This window comes from Mesorhizobium sp. KR9-304, assembly GCF_040049215.1.
Taxonomy (GTDB): domain Bacteria; phylum Pseudomonadota; class Alphaproteobacteria; order Rhizobiales; family Rhizobiaceae; genus Mesorhizobium_K.
The window spans coordinates 205,657-231,042 of sequence record NZ_JBDZDN010000004.1 but is presented as its reverse complement, the minus strand read 5'-3'; the positions used below and the strand labels follow the sequence as shown (position 1 = coordinate 231,042).

Below are 25,386 nucleotides of genomic sequence, written 5' to 3'. Positions count from 1 at the left end.
GGCCGGCGTAACCGCCGGCCTCTTTCCTATTCAACGGCCTCGATCGAGAACCAGACGTTAGTCGATGATCCGAAATTCTCCGACGAAGCGTCCGTCACCTCAAGCTCGAAATAATCTCCCGCCGATACAGCCACGACAGCCGACACGCCTCCCGGCGCTTCCGGAGAGCCGCTGGTGCCTGGCGCGGCCCCCTCTGCAAGCATCCCGACAAACGACGAACCGTTCTTTAGTGTTCGGATGAAGATTTTACCCGATGTTGAGCCTGGCCGAATGTTTGCCGTCAGGCGGACCTTCGTAACCCCAGACGGAACCGTGAGTCTTGTCGGTGATCCACCGCTCCACCAGCCGCCGACATCGTATTGCTCGGCCTCCCAGGTCATGATTGCTGTAGTGCTGGAAATAAGCTGGTTTGTCGTGCGCTTGACCAGTGCTCCGCTGAACGGGTTCGGCAGAACGTCAATCGCAAACCAGACATTCGCATCGGCGGCTGGGACGTTCTGTGCCGAGGCGTTGAAGTAGTACATAACGACCGTGAAATAGTCGCCGGTTGCAACCTGTATGGGGGCGCTGACGCAGCTGAACTGCTCAGTGCCGGAAACCGCCTGAAGCTTCAATGGCAGGCCGTGAACGTCCGCCCCGTTCTTCTGGATGATGACCGCAACCGCGCTTGTGCTGGCGCCCGGCAGTACGATGCCGACTGACAGTCGGACGTGGCGCCCGTTGAAGGCAGCCGGGATCGTCAGACGGGAATTATTAGTGACGGTATCGTGGAAGGCATCTGTATCGTATTCCTCGCCGTCCCATGCGAGCGTCACCGGATGCAGGGACGAGCTTATCGACTGCGTGGCGGAATGCTTGACCAGCGCCCCGGCAAAGCTCGTCGGGAAAACCTCGAGCTGCCCCCAATTCGCGTCATCAGCCGGAACGCCTGTGGCCGCATTGATCCATGCGACGTTCTGGAAATAGTCACCGGTCGCCAGCGCTACCGGCGCCCCCATGAAGTTCACATTGTTGGGGCTCGACGTTGTGGCGTCCTGACTGCCGCCGCCCTGATAGTTGCCTGCGTTCTTGTTCTGGACGGCAAGGACGGTGTTGGCAGTCGCCGATTTGAGATTCCCCGACAGACGCCCCTTCCGCCCGTTGTAGGCCGCCGGAACCGTGAAGCGCGACGGATTGGACGAATTGTCGTGGAACGATGCGGTATCGTATTCCTCGCCGTTGTAGTCGATGGGCGTGAAGGTCGCCGTCGATACCGATTGCGTCGAGGTGATGCGCTTCGCCAGGGCACCGATGAAAGGCGGCAGCGTACCCGCAGCACCACCGGCGCCGGCAAGGAAGGAGGAATAGAGCAGCATCAGGAAGTCACCGTCGCCAGGATGACGAAACTGCCGCCCTCAACCGTCGCATCGGGTGTGGTGGGTGCGTCGAAGCGAATTTCCGAACCGGCAGCGACCGTTTTTGCAGTGCCGCTTGTCGTGGTGAAGGTTGCCGCGCCACCCGTCGAAACAGAGATTGTCCCGATAGAGACACCATCGTCCAGCACGTCGATATCAAACGTGGCTGTCGGGTTGACGGAAACGCCCCCAGAAGCGCCGGACATATTCGCGGGGATGGTTATATTGCGCCCAATCCGAACGCGCCCCAGCACTTCGTCAGTTGCCGGCGTGGAGCCGAAGGTCATGCCGAAGTCGTAGGCGCTATTGATGAGGCTCGGCGCTCCGGTGCGGACAACGAAACCGCCAAGACTGTTGGTCGTGCCGTCCGTGTTGAAAATGCCGACATGGCCGGCGGCAACCGCGATGCTGGTCGATCCGCGCTTGACCGTGATGGTCTCCGTCGTGTCCGTATTATCGACCATGAACTGAGCGCGCTTGACGCCGGGAATGGTCAGGTCGCGATTGGCTGAAAGGCCACTTGGAATGAAGCAGAATGCCGACCGGAACTGTGTGGAAGTCAGCGTGACGTTGCCGCCAGAGAAATCGACAGACAAGATGTCCTGGACGGCATTCGCAAGCGCAGCATCGCCGTCGTTGCTCGACTGCCATTGGCCATCGGCCTGAGCATCGGCAATGCTCGGGAGATTTAGATCATGTGCCATGAAGGCTCCTTAGAGCGTGACAGTCACTTCGCGTGTCGGGCAGACAACGCCCGTGCCGGACACCTGACGAATGTCGAAGGTGAAGGAATCGCCGGCAGAGAACGTCCCGCCTGAATAGGTGGTTTGATCCGCCGCCGTGTAGGTGTAGGCCGTCGCGTCATCGACGGTGACGGTCCTGTCCACTGTGCCGCCCGGCCCGTCCTTGATGCGGATGACGTACTGCTCCAGGCTTTCCCCGAGCGGCGTGGTATAGGTATCTTCGCCATCCTTGGCCCAATAGGGACCGATGCGCGAACGCCTCACCCACGACAGGTCGATATCGGCCCCGTCGAGCGCCGCGTCCAACTGGCACGGCTTCGGGATTTTCTCGGCCTCGCCCGTAACGGTGCGGTTAACCGCTATCGTCCCCTCAAGCGTTCCACCAAAGCCAACCGGCTTGAAGTCGAAGGCATCGTTTAGGGACGCTATCGTGTATTCCAGCAGTTGAACGTTGTCGTCCTCCAGCCAGACGACGAAATCCCCGATGGCGTGATCCCCGGTGAACTCTTCTGAAGTCCCCCTGCCCCTGCGCAATCCGGTGAATGTAAACGTGTTATCGCCATTATCGGTGATGTCGATGACGTGGCAGATTTCCCAGCGTCCCGGCTGGCCAATCGCGAACATATTCGCGCCTTCGCAGACCTCCTGATAAGTCGCCGAGGTCAGCAGATCGGTATCGCCGGATATGATCGCGACCGTGATCTCCCGCGTCATCTCCGTGACGTAGGGAATATCCCAATCGGGCAGCAGATCGAGCGCGATTCCGACCAGCCCGTTTTCGGCCTGCGAAATCTGCGGGATGTAGGTTCCCTCGCTGTCTTTGCGGAACAGCGTGGCCCCGTCCCATGTCAGCTGCCCGGTTGAGGCGAGCACATGATATTGAACCAGACTTCCCCCGGCAGTGTCGTGGGTATCCTCCATCAACGGAATGTCGAGATGGTAATATTTGCTCGAGGCGGTTCCGACCGGCTCCGGCTCCACCGGCCTGCCAGTGCCACCCGATATCGAAACGGATACGCTAGTCAGGAACTCGGTCATCACGATCGTATTCGTGAAGTTTGGATGGATGGTGTTCTCCAGAACCCTTCCGGTGATCAGCCGACCGGCATAGGTGAACTGCGGGATTGTCTCCGGCTCGATCGCCAGGAATTCAGCCGGCAGCGAGACCGTGAATTCGTGCTCCTGCACGAAATCGCGATAGATGCGCTTGGTCGCTATGACCTTGGCGGTGTCCGCTTCCATGATGAGCGGGAGGTCGGCCTTGATGCCGATCTCCGTGACCACCACCGGCAATGGCAGTGAGGGAATGTCGCCCCACTGCGGACGCGCCTGATAGACCTCATCGACGTCGCGATAGTTGAGCCCGTACTTGGCCGGCTTCTCCTGCGGGTTGCGTTTTGTAGCCGTAATGGACTGGCCGCCACGGTCGATCGTGTCGGCCGCGGCGATTGTCACGTCGACCGCGAAAGAGCCGTCGGTGCTGGCCCGCTTGAAGACGATCTTGTCGGCGCGCTCGAATATGGCGATCGAATACGGATCGCAGACCTGGCGGGCGATGTCTCGCACGCCCGCAGTGATGTCGATAACGGCGCCGATGATCTGGTCGTCAACGCCCTCGACCTCGATCTCGGATGCCTCGAAGCCGCCTGCCACCATCAGGTCGACAAGAAAGTCCTCAAGGTCGCGGGTGAGGCCGTCCCCGGCAAGGTTGAAGGCCGTCCTGACAGCGATGTCGGCCGTATTATCGGTCGTGATGGCAACGTTGCCCACGCCGTCGTAGACATAGTTTTCAGCCGACGCCGACGACTTGACTATCTCTTCGGTTTCTCCCGTGTCGAGGTCAGTGAAATTGTAGCGGGTCGTTTCCTGGTAGTAGAACACGCCATCCAGCCGAAGCTGATCGGGAGTGCCAAGACCTCTGTTCTGCGCGCCGGTATCGACCTGATAGGGGACCGTTGCCGTCCACACCGTTGCGCCTGTCGCGCCGTCGAGCCTGATTGCCTCGCCGGCATCGGTCCACACAACCACGTCATCGTCGTGGAAGACACAATAAACGAGATTGTCCGCGTCGGTGTAGAACGTCTCGATGCCGAGAAGGAAGCCGTTCGAAGTCAGCCGCGCCTTGTAGAGGATGGTGTCGGCACAGAGATAGACGTCTGCATCGGATTCCCTGATCGTTCCGACGCAGATGCATTCGACAACGCCGCGACTGTCCCAGGCATTGCCAGACTGGAATTGACGATCAACCGCGATTGGAGTGAACGAGTAGGTTGAAAGCGTCCCGACGTTGAAACTGACCGTGATAATTGCGCCTGCCGTCTGGCCGAAGGCGACGGCAATCATGGTATTGCATTGCTGCCCGGCAACGCCGAGTTTGTCGCCATGATCCAGCACCGCGCCAGTCGTCGGATCGATGACGCAGGGATAGGCCCCGTTGCCCGGTCCCGGCACGTAATCGACGGCGATCAGGCGGTCCATTTCGGGGATGTAGCGAAGTGAATTTTCCTCGATTGCGGACAGGACGCCCGTCATCGGGATGGCATAGACCTCCTGGTACGTTCCGATATTGAAGCGGCGCAGATACCCTGCCGAAGTCGAGATGCCGTAGAACTCGCCGTTATCCCAATCGGCGGCGGGATGCGTGTTGATGTCGTCGCTGAAGAAGCCGGTGAACTCGTCGACTTCGGTCCCGCCGACATCATCCTGCACCAGCTCGGCTTCGAAGGCTGGCGGCTCGGTTGCGGATGTTCCGAGGTTGTAGTTCTTGATGACGATATCGAGATAGCCGCGATGCGCCGAGACGTTGCTGGCCCCCTCCTTGTCGACCATGTGAGGGTCACGGACCTGGCTGGAATGGCCGTCATAGAAGCGGACATTAAGGCCGCTCTTTTTGTAGCCGGTAGAGTTGTCGAGGATCAAAATGCCATCGGCCCAGAGGCGGCGAAGCTTCCACCGGGAATCGGCAACCAACGGGCGGGCGAAACGAATGCGGGCGGATAGGCTCACCGTCACCGTAGTCGTGATGAGGATCGCCCCGCTGGTCGTGACCTTGACGATGATATCCGGTGCCCAGATATAGGCGCCTGGCACCCGTGCTTTGCCCCATATAACCGGGATGGTCTGCCCGTAAGCGGACGAAGGAAACTGTTGCTGCGATGCAGGGGCCTGCGGGCTTGAATAAATCGGGCCGGTGATTCCTCCTACTGTAAGACGGAGGCCATCCCATGACAGACCTTGAAAGGAGGCGTAAGCCATCAGCCGGCCCCGTTCACATAGTCAGTGCCAGGCAACAGGTTCTCGCCACGAAAATTGATGGTGTTGGCAAAGCGCGCGAGGCACATGGCGAAGGTCTTGTCGCATCCGGGCATGATCTCGAGCGTGTCGGAAACGGCGACCGTGAACGGCGGCGTGATCCACAACTCGACCTCCTTGGTCGAGTGCGTGTATTTGCGCACCGTGCAGACCACACCGTCGTTCGCGCCGCTGGTGAACTTGACCAGCCCGCCATTGGCGAACCAGCCGTCGACCGAGCGGCTTTCCGTCACCGTCAAGCGAAACTTGGCATTGCTAGTGACCGAGGCGACGACCGCCGAGCGGACCCATGCTTCCCGCGCCGTGAAGACCGCTGAGCCGTCCGTTGTGGTATTGCTCACTGTGTAGTCGTATGACGGCGCAGACCCGGCAGTTGTCCCAGCCGTGGTGCATTCAAACATCCGGTTGCCGTAGTTTCCAGCCGTCGCGTAGCGCACATAATCGCCCGCCGCATATGCGGTGCTTCTGGCCACATCATCGGGATAGAGCGGGAGGACGCAGTAGCCGGGACGCATGTCGCCGAGATCGGAGCGGCATGTAACCGAAAGTTCCTCGACCTTGATGAATCGTGCGCGATCCAGTTTGCCGCGAAGTTCGAAGGCCGCGATCTTGCCCCGGTCGTCGGTCTTGACCTGTCCGTTGGTATAAGGGCCGAGCTGCAGCCCGCCGTCGGCCGCATCCTCATAGTTGACGATGTAAAGCGTCACCGACATGCCGTCGAAGACGCCGACGAAAACATCCTCTGCGTCGTAGGCGCCGGTAAAGGCGACGGGCGCGATGACCTCGCCGTCGGGGACCGCGCCGTTGCCACGGAAGGTCAGGGATGCGCCCTTGAAGCTCACATCCTTGACGTAGGTTTCCGACCCGTGCCCGACGTTGACCGTGAAGTCCTGCGGCAGCGTTGTGACGCGGATGACCGTACCGTCATCGAGCACGAAGCGGCCAAGCCAGCAGAGCGTCGTTGGCGTGATGGCAAGCGCTGCCTCCAGCCCGGCGGAAGTGTCCCTCACGTCAGGACTTCCACCAGACTGAAATTGCCGATCGAGGCAGCAGCACCATCCCATAGGCCGGTCGAGATGATGACCGGAAAGGCGTCCTCCTTGTAACGGACCTTTATCAGGTAATCGCATGTGACCGTCACCGCGAGGCCTGTCAGCGGGCGGTTGCCGGCGGTGAACGTGATCAGCCCGTTCGACACGGTGTAGTGCGTTGTCAGCGTCTTGGTGACGCCATCCACCTTGACGACCAAGTTCTGCACGATGGTCAGAATGCGCTGATAAGGCCGGTCGGTGTCGGCGTAAGTCTTCTTGATCTGGAACGCCGCCGTGCCGTCGGAGCCCGTCGTGCTGTCACCCGTGCCGATGTTCTCGTCGGTCAGTTCATTGTCGAGCGGGTCGAGCAGCGGGAATGTATTCGCCGGACCGCGGCGGCCGAGGAAATGCTCCATCAGATCGCGGATGACCGACACCGACCGATTGCGAAGCTGGCACTCGTATTCCCAAAGGATGTACGGCCAGTCCTGGTTGCGGCTTTCATAGCCGCCCGACAGCGGCACGATGGTCGTCTGCGTGCGCGGCTTGATGGTGAGGCCGACGTCAAATGCCTCGTTGAAGATGACGGTGTCGACCATTATTCCCGCACCGCCTCTTGCATCATCACGCCGAATGATTTGCGGGCGCGCTGCTCGGTAGTCGCATCGCTGTCGCCAGGGGCTGGCGTATAGTGCAGGTGGAAATGCTTCACTGAGGCGCCGCCATATTCGTCAGCCTTGGAGACCTTGACTGTCTCGCCGCCGTTGGCACGGAAAGAGACAAGCGTCCGGTCGCCGGTCGACTGCCCAGGGACGGTGAACTCGCCGCCCTCGGCAAACATGCCGGCATAGTTGATGCTCAGGCCGCCTGAAGTGCTCGCTGGCTTATAATATTTCTCAGCCAATGTGCCGGACTCCAGCATTGTCTCTGGATCGTAAAGGCTCATGGATATCTGCGGCTTTCTTTTCAGGAATGTCATCCGCCTGCCATCCCACGAACCGCCGCCGCCAGTCGATTGCCCGGTGAGGATGCTTGTGTTGACTGCATCGGCAACCGTCTGCGCGGCAAGAGTTTGCGCGTAGATCATCTGACCCATGAATTTGGCGATGGAGCCGGTGACGTCATTCTTCAGCGTTTCGTCAATGGAGCTGAAATAGCCGGGCAGGCGCGAGTTGATATCTCTTAGATAGTCCGCGCTCGCTTCGGTGTATTCAGCCGTTTCGGACATATACTGGTGCACGTTGACGCCGTTCACGTTCGTCATCGTTCCGGTCGCGCCGACCTGCGTCGATCCCGGCCGGCTGCGCGCAAACATGATGTCTTCTTCGGTCTGAAATGGTGTCTGGCGGAATCCGTTGAGCGGGTCGAGCGCGCCTAGTATCGACTCGAGCCCCTTGCGGTTGAAAAGAGAACTACCCTTCTGCACCAGGTCGAACTTCTCGGCAGCCGAGGCGGCCTTGCCGATCTGGCCCGCAAGTTCACCGAATTTGGTTGCGTATTCCCCGACGATCGGGAGCCCCGTCCCCATCAGGTCGTTCAATTCTTTCTGGACGGCAAGCGCATCATCGGCAGTCGCCGTGCTGTCCTTCACTTTCGCCTGAAGATTGGCGAACGCGGCTTGCAGTTCGACGATCTGCGTCGGGTCGCCGCCAAGAATCTGCAACCTGTTGATGAGGTCATCGAGATCAATCGTCAGGTCGACGACAGACGAGCGTTCCTCGATGTATTGCTGGCTGCGCGCCGCCGTCGAAGCCTCCAGGGCATCTGACAGGTCTTTCTGCCGGGTGAGCTCGTCGTTGTAGGCTTTGAGGCCAGGGAGCGCATCGCCCCACTTGGCCGCGACAGATGCGATAAGTTCGTTCTGCTTCTTCAGGGCCTCTTCGGAATCGGCACTGCCGGATTTCATGTTCATGAAGAACTGGACAGCAGCTGCCGTGGCGGCAGTCAGGCCGACGGTAATCAGCATCGTCGGGTTGATGAGCGATGCAAGTCCGGCGGCGAGGGACTTGAGACCGCCTCCCGCTTCCATTGCCATCGCCAACTGCGGGCCCTGCTGAAGGGCCGTCATCATGGGCGCCTGACCCATCATGGACATCATGGCGATGTCCTGGATCTGGAACGCGGCGTTCGCGTTGTTGAAATTGCCGCCACCGCGCATGTTTGAGTTGGCGGCAACCTGCATGCGCTGCACATCGGCAAGGCGCTCGGTCGCCGCAATCTCACGGTTGATGGCCGACGTCGCCAGCCCGTGACGCTCGGCCGCCATCGACAGCAGTTCGACGCGGCGCTGCATGGTGATGAGGCCCTGCTGCTGCGCCGAAGCCAGCGTGCGCTCGACCTGGGCCAAGGACTGCTGCGAGCGATAGACCTCGTCGTATTTGCGCTGCACCGTCTCCAGACGACGCTCCATCGACTGCTGCGCGCGCTCTGAGCGCTCGGAGGCAACAGCGATGCCGTCATGGGCCGCCGCCACCTTCTTGAGGTCGCCTGCGGCCTTCTCGGCGCCCTGCGAGACGTGCTCGATCGTGAGCCGTCGCTTTGCATCGGCCATGGTTGCCATTTTGCGTCCTACAGCGGGCGAACGGTGATCGTCGGATAGCGAAGATTGGCTTTGTTGCCGGGCCGGCCTCTGACCACGCCGCCGCCAACATAGCCGCGATATGAGAAGCCGATCTTGGCGATGTTGCCGAAGCGCGACCGCGCATCCTTGGCGGTGCGCTCATAAATGCGGTTCGGAACCGAAACGAGGAAGTCGCGACCCGCCTCCGTTTTGCCTATCTCGAGCCGCCGGGCATACGGCAGGAGATTGGCGAAGGCATATTCCGCGGCCTGCGGAACGTCTGCCGCGACCGCGATTTCCTTGTCATCGGCAAAGAGACGGTGCGCATCGCGATAGGTGCCGGCTCCACCCTTTGGACCGCGCGGGGACCGCTCGACCAGTTTGCTGTAGATCCAGCTCAAAATCTCGACGAAAAGCTCGAACTCGAAAATGATCCTGCCGCGGTCAGGATTGACCGAATTGAGCGGCGCCCCCTGCCGGCCGTCGACGAACTGCTGATATGGTGTAGGCCGCCCCAACACGAGCCGGTTGCCCTCAAGCGTTTCGGCCAGTTGCGCCCGCGCGAACGACGCGACGGCTTCCTGCCGGGCTTCCGGCGACAGCATCTCGTCGACCGTGATGCTGATCCAGTCGTCGATCGGCTCAATTTTTGTCCGAAGCACCATCACGTTCCGCCAGAATGTTTGCCCTGAGAACGCCAAGGCCGACCAGCGCACGGCACTCCCAGGGTTCCACGTCCTTGCCGGTCAGCCGCGCCCAGGACTCGATGCTCGACCATGTGACGATCGCCGCCCCCCATCCGCCGCCGCCGCACCCGGAGATGATCTCGGAAAACCAGTGCCAGACATGCGCGACTTCAAACGGGAGTTCCGGCCATTCCGGCTCGACGAGATGCTTGGGCATCTTGCCGAGCCGCTTCCATATTTCCCGCGCCGCATCGGCGTGTTCGCCAGTTGTGGCCCCGTCGCCCTTTACTCGGCTGCGCCTGTAGAAGAATTCGGCGTAGGCGAAGAGGTCGTCGACGAGGCCGGCAAGAAATTTCCGCGATCCTCGGTGAAGATAATCGCGCTTTCACGCAGCCATGTCATGGCCGGATCGGCATAGAGCTCCCTGGCATTGTCGCGGGAGAACGAGACGTCGATCGGCTGGCCGGCGAGGTCGATCAACCGCCAGCCGGCAGTCAGCGCGGCCAGACGGTCTGGCGTGGCAGCCTCGACTTCTTCCGCCGTGACCTTGCGGCCGCCGCCGCTGAGGCGGCTCTTGACGACTGTGCGGTCGTGCTTGCGGGCCACATCGGAATCGCCGGAGAAGAGGTCCAGATAGGCCTCGTTTCCTTCGGCGTCCCTCAATGGCTGCTTGGTGACGGGATGGAGAATTACCATGCGCTGCGGCTTTTCGACCGCGAGCGCGAGCCCAGAGAATTTAGACATGGGGAGGGGTTTCCTTTGTCGGAAGGAGAGTGGCGGCGGCGACCGACATCGCCGCCGCCTGCTCGCGAACAATCCGGCGGGAGGACACACCGGATTTCAACCGCCTGTCGGGGCGGATCAGGTGACCTGCGTATCGGTGATCTGGATCGTGGTGTTCTCGATCCCAGCCGTGGCGACCGCAGTCTCATATTTCAGCGCCTGGAAAGGCAGCGTTATCATCTGGCCACCTTCGCCCTGCGTCTGCAGGTCGGCGGCGCCGAGCTTGATGCGCGGGAGATAGATGACCATCGCCGGCGTGTTCACCGCCGAGGTTGTGGTCAGGTAGGCCAGGAACTCGATCTCGGTCTCGTTGACAAAGTCATCGATCAGATCGGGGTTTTCGAAGAACGCCGTCATCTGCCCCGAGACCATCGCGCGGCCGAGGAAAATTTCAGGGACCAGGTTCGACCCGATCACGGCCTCGCCCGACGGAGACGATTGAAACTGGATGCTCGCCGAAGTGACCACGGCGACGGTCGACCCGCCTATGCGCAGCAGCCCGTTGACGGCCGCGAGCAGGCCCGTGGTCGTGGCGGCGGTGGGCGACGTGAAGAACGGCGCATCGCCGGACTCATAGACCGTCATGTTGCGGCCCATCACATCGAAGTCGACGGTCGACATGCCGGTTGCGGGCAGATTGATGTTGAAGCCGCCCACCCGGTTTTCCGTGAACAGGCGGGCAACGTCGACATCCTCGTTGTAGATCTCGACGGCAACCTTTCGGGAGACGTGCCCGGTTGCGGGAACGATCAGTTCGCGACCAACGCTGGTCATCGCGAAGGACGTGTCCGCGGTCATCGTGTCGGGAGCCGGATAGACTGTGATCTCGCGGTTGTTCGAACCGCCGAACGCCAGGATGACGAAGTTCTTCGAATTGTTGTCCGAATCCGACAAGTTCGTGTACTGGACGATCATGCCGACGCGGTAGCCCTTGGTGACAGGATTGCCGCCACCGAGCGTGAATTTCGAGGTCGAGTTGTCGGCCGCGACAGAGGTGAAATCCGTCGGACCAGCAGTCACCACGGCCGAGGACCATGTGCCGCGGAATGATGCCTCAAACCAGTCGGCATAGGTCAGCGGCGACAGTTCGCCTGAGACATTGCCGGAAACCCGCTTGGTGCCGTGCCGGAAGTCGGCGATCTGGCGATCGGAGCGGATCTCGTTCGACTGATAGGTGTCCTTGCCGAGCGAGAGCGTCGAGGCGACACGGCGCAGGATCTGCGCGCTTGACGCGCCGGGGTCGGATGCCGGGGCAGGTTCGGTGCCGGGCGTGATGGTCGCGGAGGCATAGAATTTGTAAGCGATGCGTGCAGAGACGCCTTCGGCCAAAGACATGGCAGTTCTCCAGTTTTAGATTGAGAGTGGTGCCGGCCTAGCCGACTTGGTCGAAATGCAGGCTGACCTCGACGGCCGCCCAAAAGTAATTGCCGACATCCGAATGCATGCCGGGCGGTGTCAGCGCCGCCCCATCGCCGCCCGGATAGACCGTGGCGTCGAAGCAGGAGATGTACGAATCCCGATAGGACCGGAACAGCGCCGCGATCGTCTCGGCGATGCTTTCTGCTTGGGTCAGGCCCTCGCCCTTCGGCACGAAAACCCAGGACTCCACATTCGCCCGGTTGCGATAGAGGTTCCCGCCCCTACCGCCGCCATAGCCGGCGATGTTGCCCTTTTCCGTATTGAACTCGGTGTAGACGAAGGCCGATGGCTGGCCAGGCAGAGGCCCGCCATCCTCATTCTGCCAACGGAGCGACACGGTTAGGCCCGCGGCCTCGATGCGTGACCGAACCGCAGCCCTGGCCTGGGTGATCGTCGTCATTTGCGCTTCCGCTTCGCCTTGGCGACAGGAAGACCGGAGAACCGCCCCGCAACCATCGGCGGCAGTTCGCTGGCGATATAACCCTCGCGCTCGAAACGCGCGGCTTGTTCAGGCGTGAACGGATATTCCCTGCCGGCCTTGAGCAATCGGGCATTGCGTCCATCGGCGGCAAAATAGAACGCCTCCTTGACCTTGCGCTTCAGCATCATCCTCGCACCTGTAATTCGTAGGCGATCAGCACGCCCTGCATGCGCCGGGTGCTGTCGTCGGCCGCCTCGATGTTCAATTCCTTGCCGCGCACCACCGCCTTGTCGCCATTGTGGAGATCGAGCGGGATCTGCGCGGCGATCATGTCCTCGGCCAACACAATCAACTTGCGGTCGCCCTGCTTGATGGCACCGATGATCTCGTGCGGCTCGTAATCGACCACGCGAGCCCTGACCGATGCGTCGAAGAACGGCCTTCCCTGCCCCGTGCCGGTGTAGCGCCGGATGACGATCGCCTCGCCGGCAACGTCCATTGCCCGGCTATAGGCGTCCTTGGCCTCGTCCGGTGTCATCTGGCCATCATGCGGACGGATAGCGTGGTCGAGCCGGCATAGGTGCCCGTCGACGTGATCTTCGCCCGCCAGCGGTCGCCCAGAACGCCGTCAAGCGCCGTGTCGTCGGTCATGGACCCATCGCTCGGCGTGGCGGCGGTGGTCTTCGGGGTCAGGCCGGAAAGATTGATGACCTTCGTCGCGCTCGCGACTAGGAAGGCGGCGCAGGCGACATCGATCCACGTCGCGCCCTGGTCGAGCGTCGTCTGGATGTAGACTTTCAGCGACGTGCCGCCGGACCCGTAGGCGAACTTGATCTGGACGTTCGCGGCCAGCATGCCCTCGAGGTCATCGATACAAGCATCGCCGTCCGAGTTTTCGGTGATGACCTCGCCGGTGACGGCCGTCGTCAGCGAATAGTCGCCCAAATTCCAAATGCCCGGATTTTCCATCAGGCGACTCCTGTATTGCGGAAGCGCTTCAGCTTGCCGTCGATAGTGTCTGGAACCGCACCCTCATTGGACTGGCCCGGTATCGAGCCGACCCAATAGGCGGTTTCCTTTTCATAGAGGCCCGGAATGTCCTCGCGCTGGCTGCGCACCAGCGGGTCGCGGTCCTTCGCCTGCCATGCCGACCGGAAGAACTCTGTCGCGGCGTCATTCAGATCGCTGGGGACGGTGGTGAAGCCTGCGGCATAGACCACCGTCACTTTGTCGGCACACCAACCGATCGGCACGTCGTCGCTGAGCCGATGAAGGATGCCGCTTTCCGGGTCGATAAGATAATCCTCGGCGTCGAGCGTCGTGCCATCCTCGACGATGCTGGTGATCGTGATTTCGTGCCGGCGCGCGAGACACAGCAGATCGGCATAGGCGCCGCGAATGACTTCGGTCAGCGTCTCGCGGCGCAGCGTTGGCGTTGCACCGGACCCGACCGCGATGTTGCATTCGGTCGCGATGTCGGCGGCGATCTTCAAGCCCATCGCCGTCAGCTTGGTATCCTGCGAATTGTCCGACACGCCGGCCGCTTCACGCATCTCGGCGATCGTCAGCAGCTGCAGGTCGGTCGCCGCGGTCGTAATGGTCAGCGTGCGGAGCATGCCAGAGCCTCGTCCAGATCGGCGAAGGGGAACTCGGGGATTGCCGAGCCGTTGGTGCAGTTGACGATGGTCACGCCGGAATTCAGCGCCGCCTCGTTCCAGCCGTTGAAGGCCTTTCGGAACTCGAGATCGTAAATCGTCAGATCGCGCGGTCCGCGATATTCGTCGTGGTGATGCTCGCGCCCGTTCACCAATTGGCAGTCGTACCCGACCAGCAAGATCCGGCTTGCTCCCATGCCTATTGCCAGGCTGACCGCCGTGTTCCCGCTGTTGCGCCCCTGATGGATTTCAGGCGAGCCCGCGGGCGGGAAGCCGAGGCGTTTAGGCATACCGGGCAACCGAGGCGGCCAAGACGGGTCGCCGCATCCCTTGACCCTCAGGATGCGAGGACCGCGCGCCTTGACCAGTTCCGGCGTATCCAACTCGCGCTTGGCCTGCCTCGACATCGAGACGACCAGGCCGGGCCAGTTCGCGACCAGTTCCTTCCTTGCGTCGTACCAGCCCGAATCCGTGAAGTAGAGAACGTCCGCCCACGGAGCCAGCATGCACGACGAATTGACGACTATGGCCTTGCACCGTCCCGCGGAGCGCGCGGCGCGGATGCGGTCGCATATCTCTTGCGTCAGACTCGGACCTGACGCGATGCAGACCACCGTCTCGCCGAGAAACAGCGGCTCAGGCGTCCAGATCACATTCTCCCAAGGCTTGATCGGGTTGGTTAGATCGACGGCGTTCAATTTGGCACCATCACAACATCGCGGCGCAGGCGTTCCGCGATCCGATAGTTGAAGCGATCGAGCACCCACTCCACGGTCGCACCGCTTGAGACGCCGTACCGTTCCGAACTCGGCCTGTCTTCGACAGCGATCGTCGGGCCGCATCGGTCTATCGTGTCCGCCGCGCCCATCAGGACGCGCTTTTCGTAGCCCTCGACGTCGAGATAGATCAGGTCGCAGGTTCCAAGCTGCAGATCGTCGATGCGAAGCGTCGGGATTTGCCCCGCTCCGGCAACATGATGCGACCCTGCCCTTCTCGGATTTCTCACCAGGTCGACGCACCCATACTCGCTGCCGAGCGCGGCGTTGAACTTGAACACGTTCTCCGCCGGCGCATTGGCGGCAAGGCAGCGGAAATTCACCGGGTCGGGCTCGAACGTATAGACAACCCGAAATCGCTCACCGAGATCCTTCGGCCAGATGCCGACATTCCCGCCCGCCTGGACCGCGACACCGAAATCCCGACAATGGCCGCAGACCGTGGCGATGTCCCCGACCTGCAGATGAAGGGTTGCCCTGGTCTCTTCATCCTCCGCAGGCCAGAGCAACCCGTTCTTGAGCGCGTAGCCTTCTGGAACGGTCACGCCGCATTCTCCCAGGCCAGCCTCACCGGATCATTCTCCGGCATGTCACCGAACTTCGGCAGGCCATGCAGGCAGACGACGCGCGCACCGGCCGGGATGCCGCCGCCGCAATGCGCCTTGTAGGAAACGATTTGCCCCAGCAGATGATCTTGCCAGCGTTCGATGTTCTCCCGGCCAAGTTCTTCCTCGATCAACGCCTGGTCGCCCATGCGGGCGCGGCGGGCCGCCATCTGCACGTCCGGATCGGCCGCGAATGCCTCATAGAGCGGGCTCAGATCGCCGTTCCAAGCCATGACACCGGACCCACAGTGATCCGGGGCGTAGAAGTCCTGCAGCATCGTCAGCCCGTCAGCCTTGACCGCGTGCGCCGCAATGTCAGTGAGATCGCCCACGATCGCCGTGTCGAGGTCGAAGAACAGCACCGGCCCTTTCAGCCGAAAGAGTTCCATCTTTGCCCACCAGCCCGGCCAGCCGTGCTCGAGCGGGATGCGCTCGCAGGAAACGTCGACGTCGGACAGACAGATGAAACGGTGAGCGATCGGCAGATGCCGGGCAACACCGGCGCGCAACCGCTCGACCCATGTAGCGTCATAGATGCCGCCGCTCCGAAGGACACAGGCGACCGTCAGCGGCATATCTGCACCAACGGTCCATCCACCCGATCGCGCAGCCTTTCTGCAGCAATCAGTTCCACGAAGTTCGACGGATACCGTTCACCTTCGAACCGAAAGACGAATGCCGGCGCGCGGTCGACCATCACCGGGTAGAAGCGCGCCCAGCGCGGCAGCCATTCAACGCCAAGCCCCTTGCCACGTTCGGCGACGTCCAGCACCCGCGCCCGGTAAAATCCGCGATCCCAATCGAACGGCTCAGCCAATTGAACATTGAGCGAGCCCGGAAACGGCAGCACGCCGAGGATATCGAATATCTCCCTGCAACGTCTCCCGTCGGCATGAAGGAACGCCGCGGTCGCGCCGCCGGCGCCAGTCCGCATCTCGCCAATGCAACGGCAATGCAACGGCACTTCGCGCGGCCGGAACCGCCAGACCTGCCTTGTCGGCTCATGCAGGGCCGGCCCGACATGCTCGGCCTCGAAATAGACACCGGCCGACTCAAGGATCGCGTCGAGCCTATACCCGGCGCGGTTGCCTTCCGAGACGTTGGCGCGCACCACCGGGTCGCTGTCGTCGACCGGGCCCTCCCAGATGATATGCCCATCCGCCTTGCAGTGCCGCGACAGCCAGAACCAGATCGGTCGATGATCGCCGCACTGCTCATAGATGTGGTGGTAGACCGACATGACCAGGATCACGTCGAACCGCCCGAATTCTCTCCACTCCCTGCCGAGATTGATCCGCTCGAACCGGGTCTTGGCGCCGCGCTTCTCGGCCTCATCCATGTTGAGCCGGATCAGATCTGTCTCGACGCCCTGCACCTTCCGGTTTCGATCGAGGCCAAGCACATCGCTCGCCCCGAGGTCCGTTGCAAGGAACGCCCAATATGCGTGGTCGGTGCCGACATCGAGGACGGTCTTGCCCGACAGCGTCGGCAGCGGAACCGCCTGCCGCTTCAGCGCCATCCGCCGATCGGTCTGATACTCACCCGACATAGGTTTCCACCGTCAAATCGAACCGGGAACCGTAGCGCTCGATCAGGGCCTGCCATTTCGGCTTGCCGTCGCTAGGCGATACATGGTCGTAGCAGCGCAGCGCCTGTACCTTGCGGTCGTACTGCTCGGCCGTGAGTTCGATCCGCTTTGCGCCGGCCGGCATGCCGTAGCAGCCGGTGACGACCTGGCTCGGATATCGCGCCACAAGGTAATCGTGGATCGAAACGTGGTGCCTATGGCCATATTCGCCGGCAGCGTTATGCGTCACGATCTGGTCGTAGTCGGTCAGATCGGGCAGGCGCACATTCAACTGGTCAAGCGGCCCGCTCGGGTCGGACTCCACGATGCCGGATATTTCCGAATAGATGGCGCCGATATGATCGCACGCCACATGAAACCTCTGCGCCCGAACAGGATCGGCGCGGGGCGTAGAGGCGCAGAAGACGTGCCACCGACCGGGCTCAGCGATCAGCAAACCGCCGAACCAGAGAGTTTCGTCGTCCGGATGGGCGACGACGAGGGCGCGCTTCACTTGCGCTTGTTACCCCTGAAGGCGAACGGCTTTGCCGCGACCGGCGGGTTGACCTTCTCTTCGACGGGCTGCGCTTCGACCACCGCAGGCTTCGGCGCCGGCTTGGCTTCTTCGGCCAATCCGCGCCCGATATATTTCCTGGCATACCCTTCTGCCACCGGGCCGCTGAAGTCATACACCTCGCCGGCCTCGTAGGACGGAATGTTCTCGGCATCGCCCTTCGGCTTGAAGCCCGTCAGGAACTTGATCTTCATTCTGAAACTCCTTTTGGAAACGGCCCCGGCGTTGTCACCGGGGCCTGATTTCAGACCGCTATCAGTTCGCGATCGACGAGATGCCGCCGTCCTTGGCATACCGCGGCTCATGCGGGACGAAGAACAGGGCGCCGAGCTGGTTCACCGAACCGGCGTCGGCGATCGTCACCTGCAGGCAGTCGAAGCCGTTGTCGACGTCGAGATCTTCTGCCTTGATGTCGATCACGATCACGCATTCCTGCTCGGAAAGCGTGGCGTTGGTGTAGGTGTTGGCCGCCGACTGCGTGGTCTTCGTCCAAGTGCCAACCGAGGACAGGGTGCCCTGCTTGACGTAGAGCTCGGTGAACGTGAGCGCCTTCGCATTGGACGGCGCCACCGAGGATGCCTGCAGGACGGTCAGCGTCGGGTCTTCCGACGCCGAACCGGCCGCCTTGTGGAAAACGATCGCGCAGCGGCCCCAGTTCTTCAGCGAAATGACGTCGCTGGAGCGTGCGGAACCGAGGTTGATCGGGACCAGGCCCGACACGAAGTCGAGCTTGTCGAGGATGTGCTTGCTCATTGTCTTGATCTTTCCGTGATCAGTGCGCTCTTGGCGCGAGTGAAAGGGGAGCGGGCCGTTTCGCGCGGCCCGCCGTTGCTATCAGCGCGCGTCGAGGGCGACGGCCCAGGACAGGGTGTTGGAGCCGTTCTGCGGCGAGATCGAAGACGACCAGGCCGGCTGGCCGTTCATGCGGAAGATGAACCGGAACGCCGTCACCGCCTGATCGAAATACAGGTGGATCGAGGTGTCCGACCGCATGCCGGCGGCCTTGCGCAGTATCCAATACTGCTTCAGGTCGACGAGGATGATGTCGCCCTGGTCGCCGACGGTCTTGGCCGCCTGCACCGGAACAACCGGACGGCCCTTGAGCGTGCCGTAGGCCGAACCGGACAGACCGCCCGGAGGCAGGTAGGCCGGGACAGCAGACGTGCCGGGCAGATCGGACGATGCGCCGACGGCCTGGAACGACATACCGCCAAGCGACGGCTCGATGTCCTGGTTGATCAGCCAGACCGCATTGCGGCGCCACGGCGCATACATGCGAGCCCACATATTCTCGATGTTCTTCATCCAGACCGTGTCGGCCGGCTGCGAGGTCTGTTTCGCAACCGAAACGAGAGACGGCGAATTCAGGATGCCGAGCGGCTGGCCCGCACCAGTGCCGGACACGATCGCGGTATTGATCTTCGCCGCGAGCAGACCGGGAACCTTGGCCATCAGCCAGGACTCGAAACCGCGGGAGTCTTCCAGCATCTCGTCCGAAACCGGGGCTAGCGCCATCAGCTTGTAGAGCCGCAGCATGGAGTTCTCGAATACGCCCTTGGTCTGGCCGACAGCAGCCGCTTCGCCTTCCCAGGTGAACTGGATGCCGGAAGAACCCCACGGGGTGAGCTCATCCTTCGGGATCGACATGCTGTTACTGCCGGTCACGAGTTCCGTGCAGCGCGACATCAGATTCTCTTCGGCATCGACCTTCTTCCAGATTTCGTTGGCGAACTCCGGAGGAACAAGGAAGCCGCCGTCGGCGCCGGAACCTTCGTTGCCGTAGGTCGTGGCAGCGTTCTGCAGTTTCTTGACGCCTTCGCTGTCGAAGTCGCCCATCTTCTGCGCGCGAACCGACAGGGCAAACTCGCCCAGGTTCAAGAAGTTGTGGCGGGCGGTGTCGCGAACCGATGCCGGAACGCGGCGGTCGCCGTCCTTGCCACCCTTGTTGTCAACCTCATGCTTCGACTTGCGGCCGGGACCGGCGGTCGGAGTGATGAGCTTGCGCGCCGCGATCTGGCGCTTCAGCTTCTCGATTTCGAGTGCGTTGGCCTCGACCTTCTCGGTCTCTTCGTCCGTGAAGTCTCGCTCTTCGGTGTCGGCGAGGTCGCGGATGGTGATCGACTCTGCCTCGATCGTCTCCAGCCGCTCCTCGAGGGATGCGAGTGCATCCATCTTGATCGGGCCGAAGAACGCAGCGCTTGCGAGCAGGCCACTGATGGCCCGCACAGTGTGCATGCTCATTGTAGGTTTCCTTTCGGGAGGATGCGCTTGCCCAAGGCGCGAAGGGGCTTACCGGACTGACCGGGATTATTTTGCCAAGGCGGCGTTGAGCTTCGCCAAGGCAGCATTCCTGCGCGGCCGATGATCGACCGGCACGTTCTTGTAAGGAGACAGGTCGCGCTTGCCCTCGCGCTCGGCGACAGCGGCGATCTTCAGGTTGCCGACGACCTTGTCAGCGAACCCGGCATCGACGGCTTCCTTGCCGGTCCACCAGGTCTCGGCGTCCATCCAGGCCTTGACCTTCTTGGCGTCGAGCCCGGTGCGATCGACATACTTCTGCAGGATGGTCTGGTTCGTGGTGCGCAGCAGCGCGGCGCCGCGCTCCAGATCCTCTGCCTCGCCATAGGCCATCATGCGGGCGTTGTGGATCATGAACATCCCGCCTTCGCCGATCAGGATTTCAGACCCTGCCATTGCGAGGAAGGAAGCGGCAGAGCATGCCCAGCCGTCGATATGCGTGGTGATCTTTGCCGGATGCGCGACCAGCAGCGTATACATCGCCTGCGCGTCCTTGACCGACCCGCCTTCACTGTCAATGTGAAGGTCGATATTGGAGACGTTGCCGAGCTTCTTCAGGTCGTCGGCGAACTTCTGCGCGGTCGCGCCGTCGCCGAACCAGTCGCCGCCTATGATGCCATAGACATAGACCTCGGCCTTTTGGGCCCCGCGCGCAACGATCTTCACTTCCGAGCCGGGTGTCCGCTCGGGGAATTTATGCACAGTCATGTGAGATCATCCCTCAGTCGAGCGTGAGCATCCGGCGCAGGACGCCGTTTTCATCGATCATGTCGACGACGCGAAGCGGGGTGCCGTCCTGCAGCGCGTAGGAGTCGCCGAACGCGAAGGTCGATCCGTCGACACCATTGCGCCCATCTTTCCCGTCCTTGCCGGCAGGACCGCGATCACCGGCCCCGCCCTGAAGACCGCGCGGACCCGGTTCGCCTCTTGGGCCAACTTCGCCACGAGGGCCTTCCGGGCCCATCGGACCGGCTTCGCCCTGGATTCCCTGCGACCCGGCTTCGCCCTGCATGCCCATCGGGCCGATATCGCCGGGAATGCCACGCTCGCCCTGAATGCCGGGCAATCCGTCACGTCCATCGCGCCCGGTCGGGCCTTCCGGACCCATAACGCCCTGCGGTCCCGGTTCACCTGGGATGCCCTGCGGGCCTATCTCACCTCGCGCGCCGACCGGCCCAACAGGACCGACCGCGCCAGGGATGCCAGCCTCACCAGGTTCGCCCTGCGGCCCCGCGGCACCGATAGGCCCAGGAATGCCCGGAAGGCCGTCCCTGCCGTCGCGGGGCAGCGGACGGGACTCCAGCGCCACAAGACGCCGCGCCAGCGCTGACATACCGTGCCAGACGGCAGTGAGGCCGGTCGGCACCTTTGGCTGCTCAGGAGGGCCGTCCGTGGCGCGGGCTTCCGGTTCGCCAGGCTTAGGCATTGGCCGGCTCCACATTCAGGATGCCATGAAACTCGGCTGCCGCCGCGCTGTCGTCTTCCTCGACAGCCGGCTTCGACACGGCAGGCTTGGCCACCGCCTTTTCCGCAGCCGGATCGGTGCGCTTGGCGATGAACTCCAGCGGAACGTACTGTTCCTGCATGACGTGCACGTCGCCATCGGCGCCTATGCTGTTCTCGTCCTCGAGCGCCAGAATCCGGTTTGCCGAATAGGCGCCGACCGAGCTCATGCCCTTGTAGAATTCCATGCGGGACTTCATGTCGCCGCGCAGCAGAGCGTTCATGTTCATCTTCGTGTAGAGGTTGCGCCGGTTCTGGCCGAAGAGTTTGAAATCCGCCTCGTCCTCGAACCGCTTGGCCCATGGCGAGATGCTGTCGACCACGACCTCGATCGCCTGATGTTCGATGTTGGAGAACGTCGCGCGCAGCAGATGCATGATCTTGTGCGGAGGAACGCCGAACCAGCGGCAGACCTCCTCGATCAGATACTGGTGCACCTCGATCAATTGCGTCTCGACCGCGTTCAGGCCGATCTTTTCAATCTCGGCGTCATTGTCGAGGTGAGCCGTCTTGTTCGAGCGATATGGCCCCTTGTAGAGCTGGTCGAACTCTGCGCGCTGTTTCGCAAGACCATCCGGCTTCAGGCCCTTCTTGTTCTTGACCACGACGGACGGCGTAGATCCGTTGCCGAAGAAGGCGGCGCCGAATATCTGCGCGGCCTTTGCCCATCCCAGCGACTGCGCGGCGTAGTCGATCACGTTGACGCCGACCACGCCCTCGCCGAAACCGCGAATGTGGAACATGTCCTCGGCAGCGATCTCGACCTTGCCGTTCGCGCCGTTGGAAACCTCATAGAACAGCCGGCCGTCTTCCGGGTCGCGGCAGACCTCAGTGCGATCGGGGTGGATCGGCCACAGCCCGATCGGACGGCGGATGCCGTCGCGCTCGATCTCAGCATAGCCATTGCCATGCCGTAGCGCCCAATGGGTCAGGGTCTCGCGAAATTGGAAAGACGACCATTCCGGATTGGGCCGCTTGTAGAGCAGCCAGTCGATCGAGTTGCTATCCTGCACCTCGGCGCCGGCGGCGACCTTCTTCATAACGTGCCAAGGCAGCACGGCTACGGTCTGCGACAGGTAGCGTAGGCATGCCCACACGGCGGCGATCGTTACCGCGGTGTCGGGCGTTATCATCACGCCGGCGACAGTCCGCGAATTCGATACCACGCGGGCCTCGCGCGGATAGCGCGGCTCCGTCGAAACGCGCTGCGCGAGAATATCGAACCCCGCCGCCAGTGTGTTTCGGAACCGTTCAAGCATAGAAAGCGTCCTCGTCTGCCAGCACCAGTTCGCGGTCGTAGCGCTCGCGCATCTCCTGCCACCGCGGATGCCGGGGATTGGCAAGGATGTGCCGGTCGACCGCGCCTGAATCCTCGTCCTGTGCGGGCTTTTGCGCGTCTTCGTCGGCCAATAGATCGAACACGGAGCGACCGCCGGCCTCCGGGTTCTTCACCATCACCGTGACAGCGTCGAAGAGCGCCATCATTGGATCAATCTTCGCGTCGCCGGCATTCTGCTTCGTGGCCCGGATTGCCGTAGCGGTCGGCTCTATCTTGAGGTTAGAAACGCACCAGGACATCAACCGCGACGGAGCATGTTTCATCGTCTGGTTGGCGAGCTTTCGTTCTGCCGTCTTGATCGCATTCATCATCGCGTAACCCTGCGGCGCGCCGATGACCTGACCGCCCTCCTGTGTGATGTCGATCGCTGCCAATGCCTCGACCAGTTCGCCGAGTCCCGCCGGGTCGACCGCGACCGCTGCCAACAATCCCCGGTCGTTTATCGCTGCGATTTTGCCGACGATTTCCGAGATATCCCCGAGCTGATCGTCCACGATCGTCAGCTCGCCAGCCTTTTCGAAGTCCTGCAGCCGGGCGGCGATGGTCTGCCTCCGCACCAGCACGCTTTCATGGCACCATGCGTGCGACCAGGCGAGCCAGTTGCGCGTCTCTCGCTCTCTGCCAACGATGGTAAGGCCAAAGAGATCATCGAGGCCGCCGCCGTCGATCCCCACCACCACGACCTCGCAGCGGTCGAGCAGAGCGTCCAGCGTGAGCGTCTCGTCGGTCGCCGCATCCCAGAAGTCGGCGCCAGGCCAACCGTCGGTCTTGAGTCCGATGCCGATCTCGATGTTGAGATGCTGGCTGGCCCAGATGCGAATATCCTTTTCGCCTTTGGACCGCTCCGCTTCCCAGTCGCGGATCAAACTGTCGATGCGCATCGATCGGCCGAGGTTCGGCATGACGATTGGCCAATTCGCAGGATCCTGCCACCGGGCAGGGTCACGGCCGATCGCATCCGGAAATTCGTAGAGCACCGGCAACGTCGAGCGTATTTTCTGGCCACGGAACTTGCCGTCGCGGATTTTGCGAGCGGCGATCAATTCGTCACGGAAGGCGCCGGCCGGCGGCTCGTCGCTCTGCGTCGTAATGATCATCAGGAAGCCCTCGGCGTTCTTCTCGAGGCCTCCCCTGATCTGCCTGATCACCTTCGATGCGTGATGGTTCTTGCCGAGCAGGTGGAGCTCGTCGAGCAGCACCACGACCGGCATCGCGCCCGTCAGGATGTTCACATCGAAGGTGCGCACCCGCATCACCGAATTGTTGAGGAGATCATCGATCTCCTTCCGGTGCTCCCGCGGCACGAACCGCTTCTTCAGTTCCTCGTCAGCCTCGATCATGCCGACCGCCTGGCTGTATGCGCGGTCGGCGATTGCCTGCGTGGGACCAACGAATAGCATCTCGGCGCGCGGCCGCAGGTTCATCAACATGGCCGTGACCATGAGGCCGGCGCTGTTCGTCGTCTTCGACTGGCCTTTCGGTACCAGGGCGAAGACCTCACGGATCATCCGCTCATTAGTGTCGGGGTTGCGCGACCCGAATACGGCGCGGACAATGTCGCGGAACCAGGGTGCGACGGCATCCTTCAGCAGCGGCAGGCCGGGCACGTCCGGCAGGCGCAAAGCGTCAAAGAACTTGACGGCGATATCGGCCTCTCGCTCGAACAGCGGGAGGTCGGGAACCAGGGACCGCCCTTCGAGGATACGCTGTTCCCAGTCTACACAGCTCAGATCCCACATCGTCAGTTAGGGCGATTCCGCTGCGCCATCAGATCACCGATCTCGGTGCCCGTATCAGGTGCCCGAGCCTCAAGGAGCGCGCGCTCTTTCTTGCCGAGCTTCGGCTCCTTGATCGGCTTCTCGGGGTTCTTGCCGTGAGCGGTCAGGTGCGCGGTCATCATGTCGTTGCGCTCCTGCACCTTGCGGAATTCCTTGATCGCGCCGACGTTGCCGGACTTCGCCTGTTCCCAGAGGCTCGCCGCCAGGATGGCGTCAACCCGATCACGGGCCTCGTCTTTTACTCGGAGCTCGCGAAAATAATTCCTCCTCAAAGTCGGCGGCGTGATCCCGAGCGCGCGGGCAATTCGCTCGTTGTTCCAACCGAACGCCAGCAACATCATGACTTTGTTGCGGTTTTCAGTCGTCGCTATGTGCTGTGGCCTGCCGCGCTTTCCCCACCCTTCCGGGATAGGGTCGCCAAGCAGGTCGAAATTCACGTCCATCAGAAAAAAATCCCTGAATGAGCCCAATGCGGTTAGCGGCCCCATCGCCGCCAGAGATCGACCCACCCCCCCCCTATGGTCGGGCGGCTAGCCTCGCGGCTCGCGCCGCTGCTGTCTTCCGCGTGTGGCATGAGCCGCAGACGCACTTGATGTTACGTCTATCGAGCAAGGCACCGCCGTCCTTGATCTCGATGATGTGGTCGCCGAACACTCTGATCCCGCGACGATGGGGATACTGACACTGCCTATCTTCGCATCTGGCGTGTGCTCGCGAACCGAAGCGCTCGACGATGATGGCGTCCATCAACGCTCGCCACTCTGGCGTCAGGTAGAACGGGTCGGCTCGCTTCGGCGCCACCTTGACGGTGCGTGTGTCCATGGTGCGGATGGCGGGCACCATCATGCGCAACTTGCCGGCCATGTGTGTGGAATCTTTTCCATTGCGGCAAGGCTGCCTGCCTTGCCTGGGGCCGATGGCGCGGTCCGCTCTTGCTGAGCG

At 62.1% G+C, this 25,386-nt stretch carries 29 protein-coding genes; all 29 read right to left on the bottom strand.

The features are described 5' to 3' along the window. Nucleotides 1–26 precede the first annotated feature (26 nt). Nucleotides 27–1,355, bottom strand: coding sequence for a hypothetical protein (locus ABLE71_RS20775; RefSeq protein ID WP_348785385.1), 1,329 nt, complete (start codon nucleotides 1,353–1,355; stop codon nucleotides 27–29). Further along, the gene (locus tag ABLE71_RS20770; protein ID WP_348785384.1) at nucleotides 1,355–2,098 is read right to left on the bottom strand and encodes a hypothetical protein; all 744 of its coding nucleotides are present in this window, start codon (nucleotides 2,096–2,098) and stop codon (nucleotides 1,355–1,357) included. Before ABLE71_RS20770 ends, ABLE71_RS20775 begins: the two co-directional genes overlap by 1 nt. A 9-nt stretch (nucleotides 2,099–2,107) precedes the next feature. After that, entirely contained in the window at nucleotides 2,108–5,227 is a 3,120-nt protein-coding gene (locus tag ABLE71_RS20765; protein WP_348785383.1) for a phage tail protein, read from the bottom strand. A gap of 164 nt (nucleotides 5,228–5,391) precedes the next feature. Further along, nucleotides 5,392–6,459 (bottom strand): DUF2163 domain-containing protein, encoded by a 1,068-nt coding sequence (locus ABLE71_RS20760; protein ID WP_348785382.1) that lies wholly within the window; start codon nucleotides 6,457–6,459, stop codon nucleotides 5,392–5,394. Then, nucleotides 6,456–7,079 (bottom strand): DUF2460 domain-containing protein, encoded by a 624-nt coding sequence (locus ABLE71_RS20755; RefSeq protein ID WP_348785381.1) that lies wholly within the window; start codon nucleotides 7,077–7,079, stop codon nucleotides 6,456–6,458. Before ABLE71_RS20755 ends, ABLE71_RS20760 begins: the two co-directional genes overlap by 4 nt. After that, nucleotides 7,079–8,953, bottom strand: coding sequence for a phage tail length tape measure family protein (locus tag ABLE71_RS20750; RefSeq protein WP_348785380.1), 1,875 nt, complete (start codon nucleotides 8,951–8,953; stop codon nucleotides 7,079–7,081). Before ABLE71_RS20750 ends, ABLE71_RS20755 begins: the two co-directional genes overlap by 1 nt. 95 nt (nucleotides 8,954–9,048) lie before the next feature. Next, the gene (locus tag ABLE71_RS20745; protein WP_348785379.1) at nucleotides 9,049–9,705 is read right to left on the bottom strand and encodes a hypothetical protein; all 657 of its coding nucleotides are present in this window, start codon (nucleotides 9,703–9,705) and stop codon (nucleotides 9,049–9,051) included. Continuing rightward, complete coding sequence (locus ABLE71_RS20740; protein WP_348785378.1) at nucleotides 9,683–9,943, bottom strand: hypothetical protein; 261 nt, start codon at nucleotides 9,941–9,943, stop codon at nucleotides 9,683–9,685. The genes ABLE71_RS20745 and ABLE71_RS20740 overlap by 23 nt, the downstream gene beginning before the upstream one ends. 68 nt (nucleotides 9,944–10,011) lie before the next feature. Beyond that, a complete protein-coding gene (locus ABLE71_RS20735) occupies nucleotides 10,012–10,470 on the bottom strand; it encodes a hypothetical protein (RefSeq protein WP_348785377.1) in 459 nt (152 codons plus the stop codon). 117 nt (nucleotides 10,471–10,587) lie between these two features. Beyond that, nucleotides 10,588–11,844: a phage tail tube protein gene (locus tag ABLE71_RS20730; RefSeq protein ID WP_348785376.1), complete on the bottom strand. Its 1,257-nt coding sequence runs from the start codon at nucleotides 11,842–11,844 to the stop codon at nucleotides 10,588–10,590. A 37-nt stretch (nucleotides 11,845–11,881) separates the two neighbouring features. Further along, nucleotides 11,882–12,328, bottom strand: coding sequence for a hypothetical protein (locus ABLE71_RS20725; protein ID WP_348785375.1), 447 nt, complete (start codon nucleotides 12,326–12,328; stop codon nucleotides 11,882–11,884). Continuing rightward, nucleotides 12,325–12,534, bottom strand: a complete 210-nt coding sequence (locus tag ABLE71_RS20720) for a hypothetical protein (RefSeq protein ID WP_348785374.1) — start codon at nucleotides 12,532–12,534, stop codon at nucleotides 12,325–12,327. The genes ABLE71_RS20725 and ABLE71_RS20720 overlap by 4 nt, the downstream gene beginning before the upstream one ends. Beyond that, nucleotides 12,534–12,887: a hypothetical protein gene (locus ABLE71_RS20715; RefSeq protein WP_348785373.1), complete on the bottom strand. Its 354-nt coding sequence runs from the start codon at nucleotides 12,885–12,887 to the stop codon at nucleotides 12,534–12,536. The genes ABLE71_RS20720 and ABLE71_RS20715 overlap by 1 nt, the downstream gene beginning before the upstream one ends. Continuing rightward, entirely contained in the window at nucleotides 12,884–13,318 is a 435-nt protein-coding gene (locus ABLE71_RS20710; protein ID WP_348785372.1) for a hypothetical protein, read from the bottom strand. The genes ABLE71_RS20715 and ABLE71_RS20710 overlap by 4 nt, the downstream gene beginning before the upstream one ends. After that, nucleotides 13,318–13,965 carry a hypothetical protein gene (locus ABLE71_RS20705; RefSeq protein ID WP_348785371.1) on the bottom strand — a complete coding sequence of 216 codons (648 nt, stop codon included), beginning with the start codon at nucleotides 13,963–13,965 and terminating at the stop codon, nucleotides 13,318–13,320. Before ABLE71_RS20705 ends, ABLE71_RS20710 begins: the two co-directional genes overlap by 1 nt. Beyond that, nucleotides 13,950–14,702: a hypothetical protein gene (locus tag ABLE71_RS20700; RefSeq protein WP_348785370.1), complete on the bottom strand. Its 753-nt coding sequence runs from the start codon at nucleotides 14,700–14,702 to the stop codon at nucleotides 13,950–13,952. Before ABLE71_RS20700 ends, ABLE71_RS20705 begins: the two co-directional genes overlap by 16 nt. Then, nucleotides 14,699–15,325, bottom strand: a complete 627-nt coding sequence (locus ABLE71_RS20695; RefSeq protein WP_348785369.1) for an FkbM family methyltransferase — start codon at nucleotides 15,323–15,325, stop codon at nucleotides 14,699–14,701. Before ABLE71_RS20695 ends, ABLE71_RS20700 begins: the two co-directional genes overlap by 4 nt. Next, complete coding sequence (locus tag ABLE71_RS20690) at nucleotides 15,322–15,960, bottom strand: hypothetical protein (protein ID WP_348785368.1); 639 nt, start codon at nucleotides 15,958–15,960, stop codon at nucleotides 15,322–15,324. Before ABLE71_RS20690 ends, ABLE71_RS20695 begins: the two co-directional genes overlap by 4 nt. After that, a complete protein-coding gene (locus ABLE71_RS20685; protein ID WP_348785367.1) occupies nucleotides 15,951–16,934 on the bottom strand; it encodes a DUF120 domain-containing protein in 984 nt (327 codons plus the stop codon). The genes ABLE71_RS20690 and ABLE71_RS20685 overlap by 10 nt, the downstream gene beginning before the upstream one ends. Further along, the gene (locus tag ABLE71_RS20680; RefSeq protein ID WP_348785366.1) at nucleotides 16,924–17,466 is read right to left on the bottom strand and encodes a hypothetical protein; all 543 of its coding nucleotides are present in this window, start codon (nucleotides 17,464–17,466) and stop codon (nucleotides 16,924–16,926) included. Before ABLE71_RS20680 ends, ABLE71_RS20685 begins: the two co-directional genes overlap by 11 nt. After that, a complete protein-coding gene (locus ABLE71_RS20675; RefSeq protein WP_348785365.1) occupies nucleotides 17,463–17,720 on the bottom strand; it encodes a hypothetical protein in 258 nt (85 codons plus the stop codon). Before ABLE71_RS20675 ends, ABLE71_RS20680 begins: the two co-directional genes overlap by 4 nt. Nucleotides 17,721–17,781: 61 nt before the next feature. Continuing rightward, nucleotides 17,782–18,279: a hypothetical protein gene (locus ABLE71_RS20670; protein ID WP_348785364.1), complete on the bottom strand. Its 498-nt coding sequence runs from the start codon at nucleotides 18,277–18,279 to the stop codon at nucleotides 17,782–17,784. 81 nt (nucleotides 18,280–18,360) lie between these two features. After that, nucleotides 18,361–19,767, bottom strand: coding sequence for a phage major capsid protein (locus tag ABLE71_RS20665; RefSeq protein WP_348785363.1), 1,407 nt, complete (start codon nucleotides 19,765–19,767; stop codon nucleotides 18,361–18,363). Between the two features lie 66 nt (nucleotides 19,768–19,833). Then, nucleotides 19,834–20,532 carry a head maturation protease, ClpP-related gene (locus ABLE71_RS20660; protein ID WP_348785362.1) on the bottom strand — a complete coding sequence of 233 codons (699 nt, stop codon included), beginning with the start codon at nucleotides 20,530–20,532 and terminating at the stop codon, nucleotides 19,834–19,836. 13 nt (nucleotides 20,533–20,545) lie between these two features. Further along, on the bottom strand, nucleotides 20,546–21,250 hold the full coding sequence (locus tag ABLE71_RS20655; RefSeq protein WP_348785361.1) for a hypothetical protein: 705 nt from the start codon (nucleotides 21,248–21,250) through the stop codon (nucleotides 20,546–20,548). Next, complete coding sequence (locus ABLE71_RS20650) at nucleotides 21,243–22,586, bottom strand: phage portal protein (RefSeq protein WP_348785360.1); 1,344 nt, start codon at nucleotides 22,584–22,586, stop codon at nucleotides 21,243–21,245. Before ABLE71_RS20650 ends, ABLE71_RS20655 begins: the two co-directional genes overlap by 8 nt. Next, entirely contained in the window at nucleotides 22,579–24,405 is a 1,827-nt protein-coding gene (locus ABLE71_RS20645) for a terminase TerL endonuclease subunit (RefSeq protein WP_348785359.1), read from the bottom strand. Before ABLE71_RS20645 ends, ABLE71_RS20650 begins: the two co-directional genes overlap by 8 nt. 2 nt (nucleotides 24,406–24,407) lie before the next feature. Further along, nucleotides 24,408–24,887: a hypothetical protein gene (locus tag ABLE71_RS20640; protein WP_348785358.1), complete on the bottom strand. Its 480-nt coding sequence runs from the start codon at nucleotides 24,885–24,887 to the stop codon at nucleotides 24,408–24,410. Nucleotides 24,888–24,960: 73 nt separating this feature from the next. After that, entirely contained in the window at nucleotides 24,961–25,308 is a 348-nt protein-coding gene (locus ABLE71_RS20635; RefSeq protein WP_348785357.1) for an HNH endonuclease, read from the bottom strand. Nucleotides 25,309–25,386 lie beyond the last annotated feature (78 nt).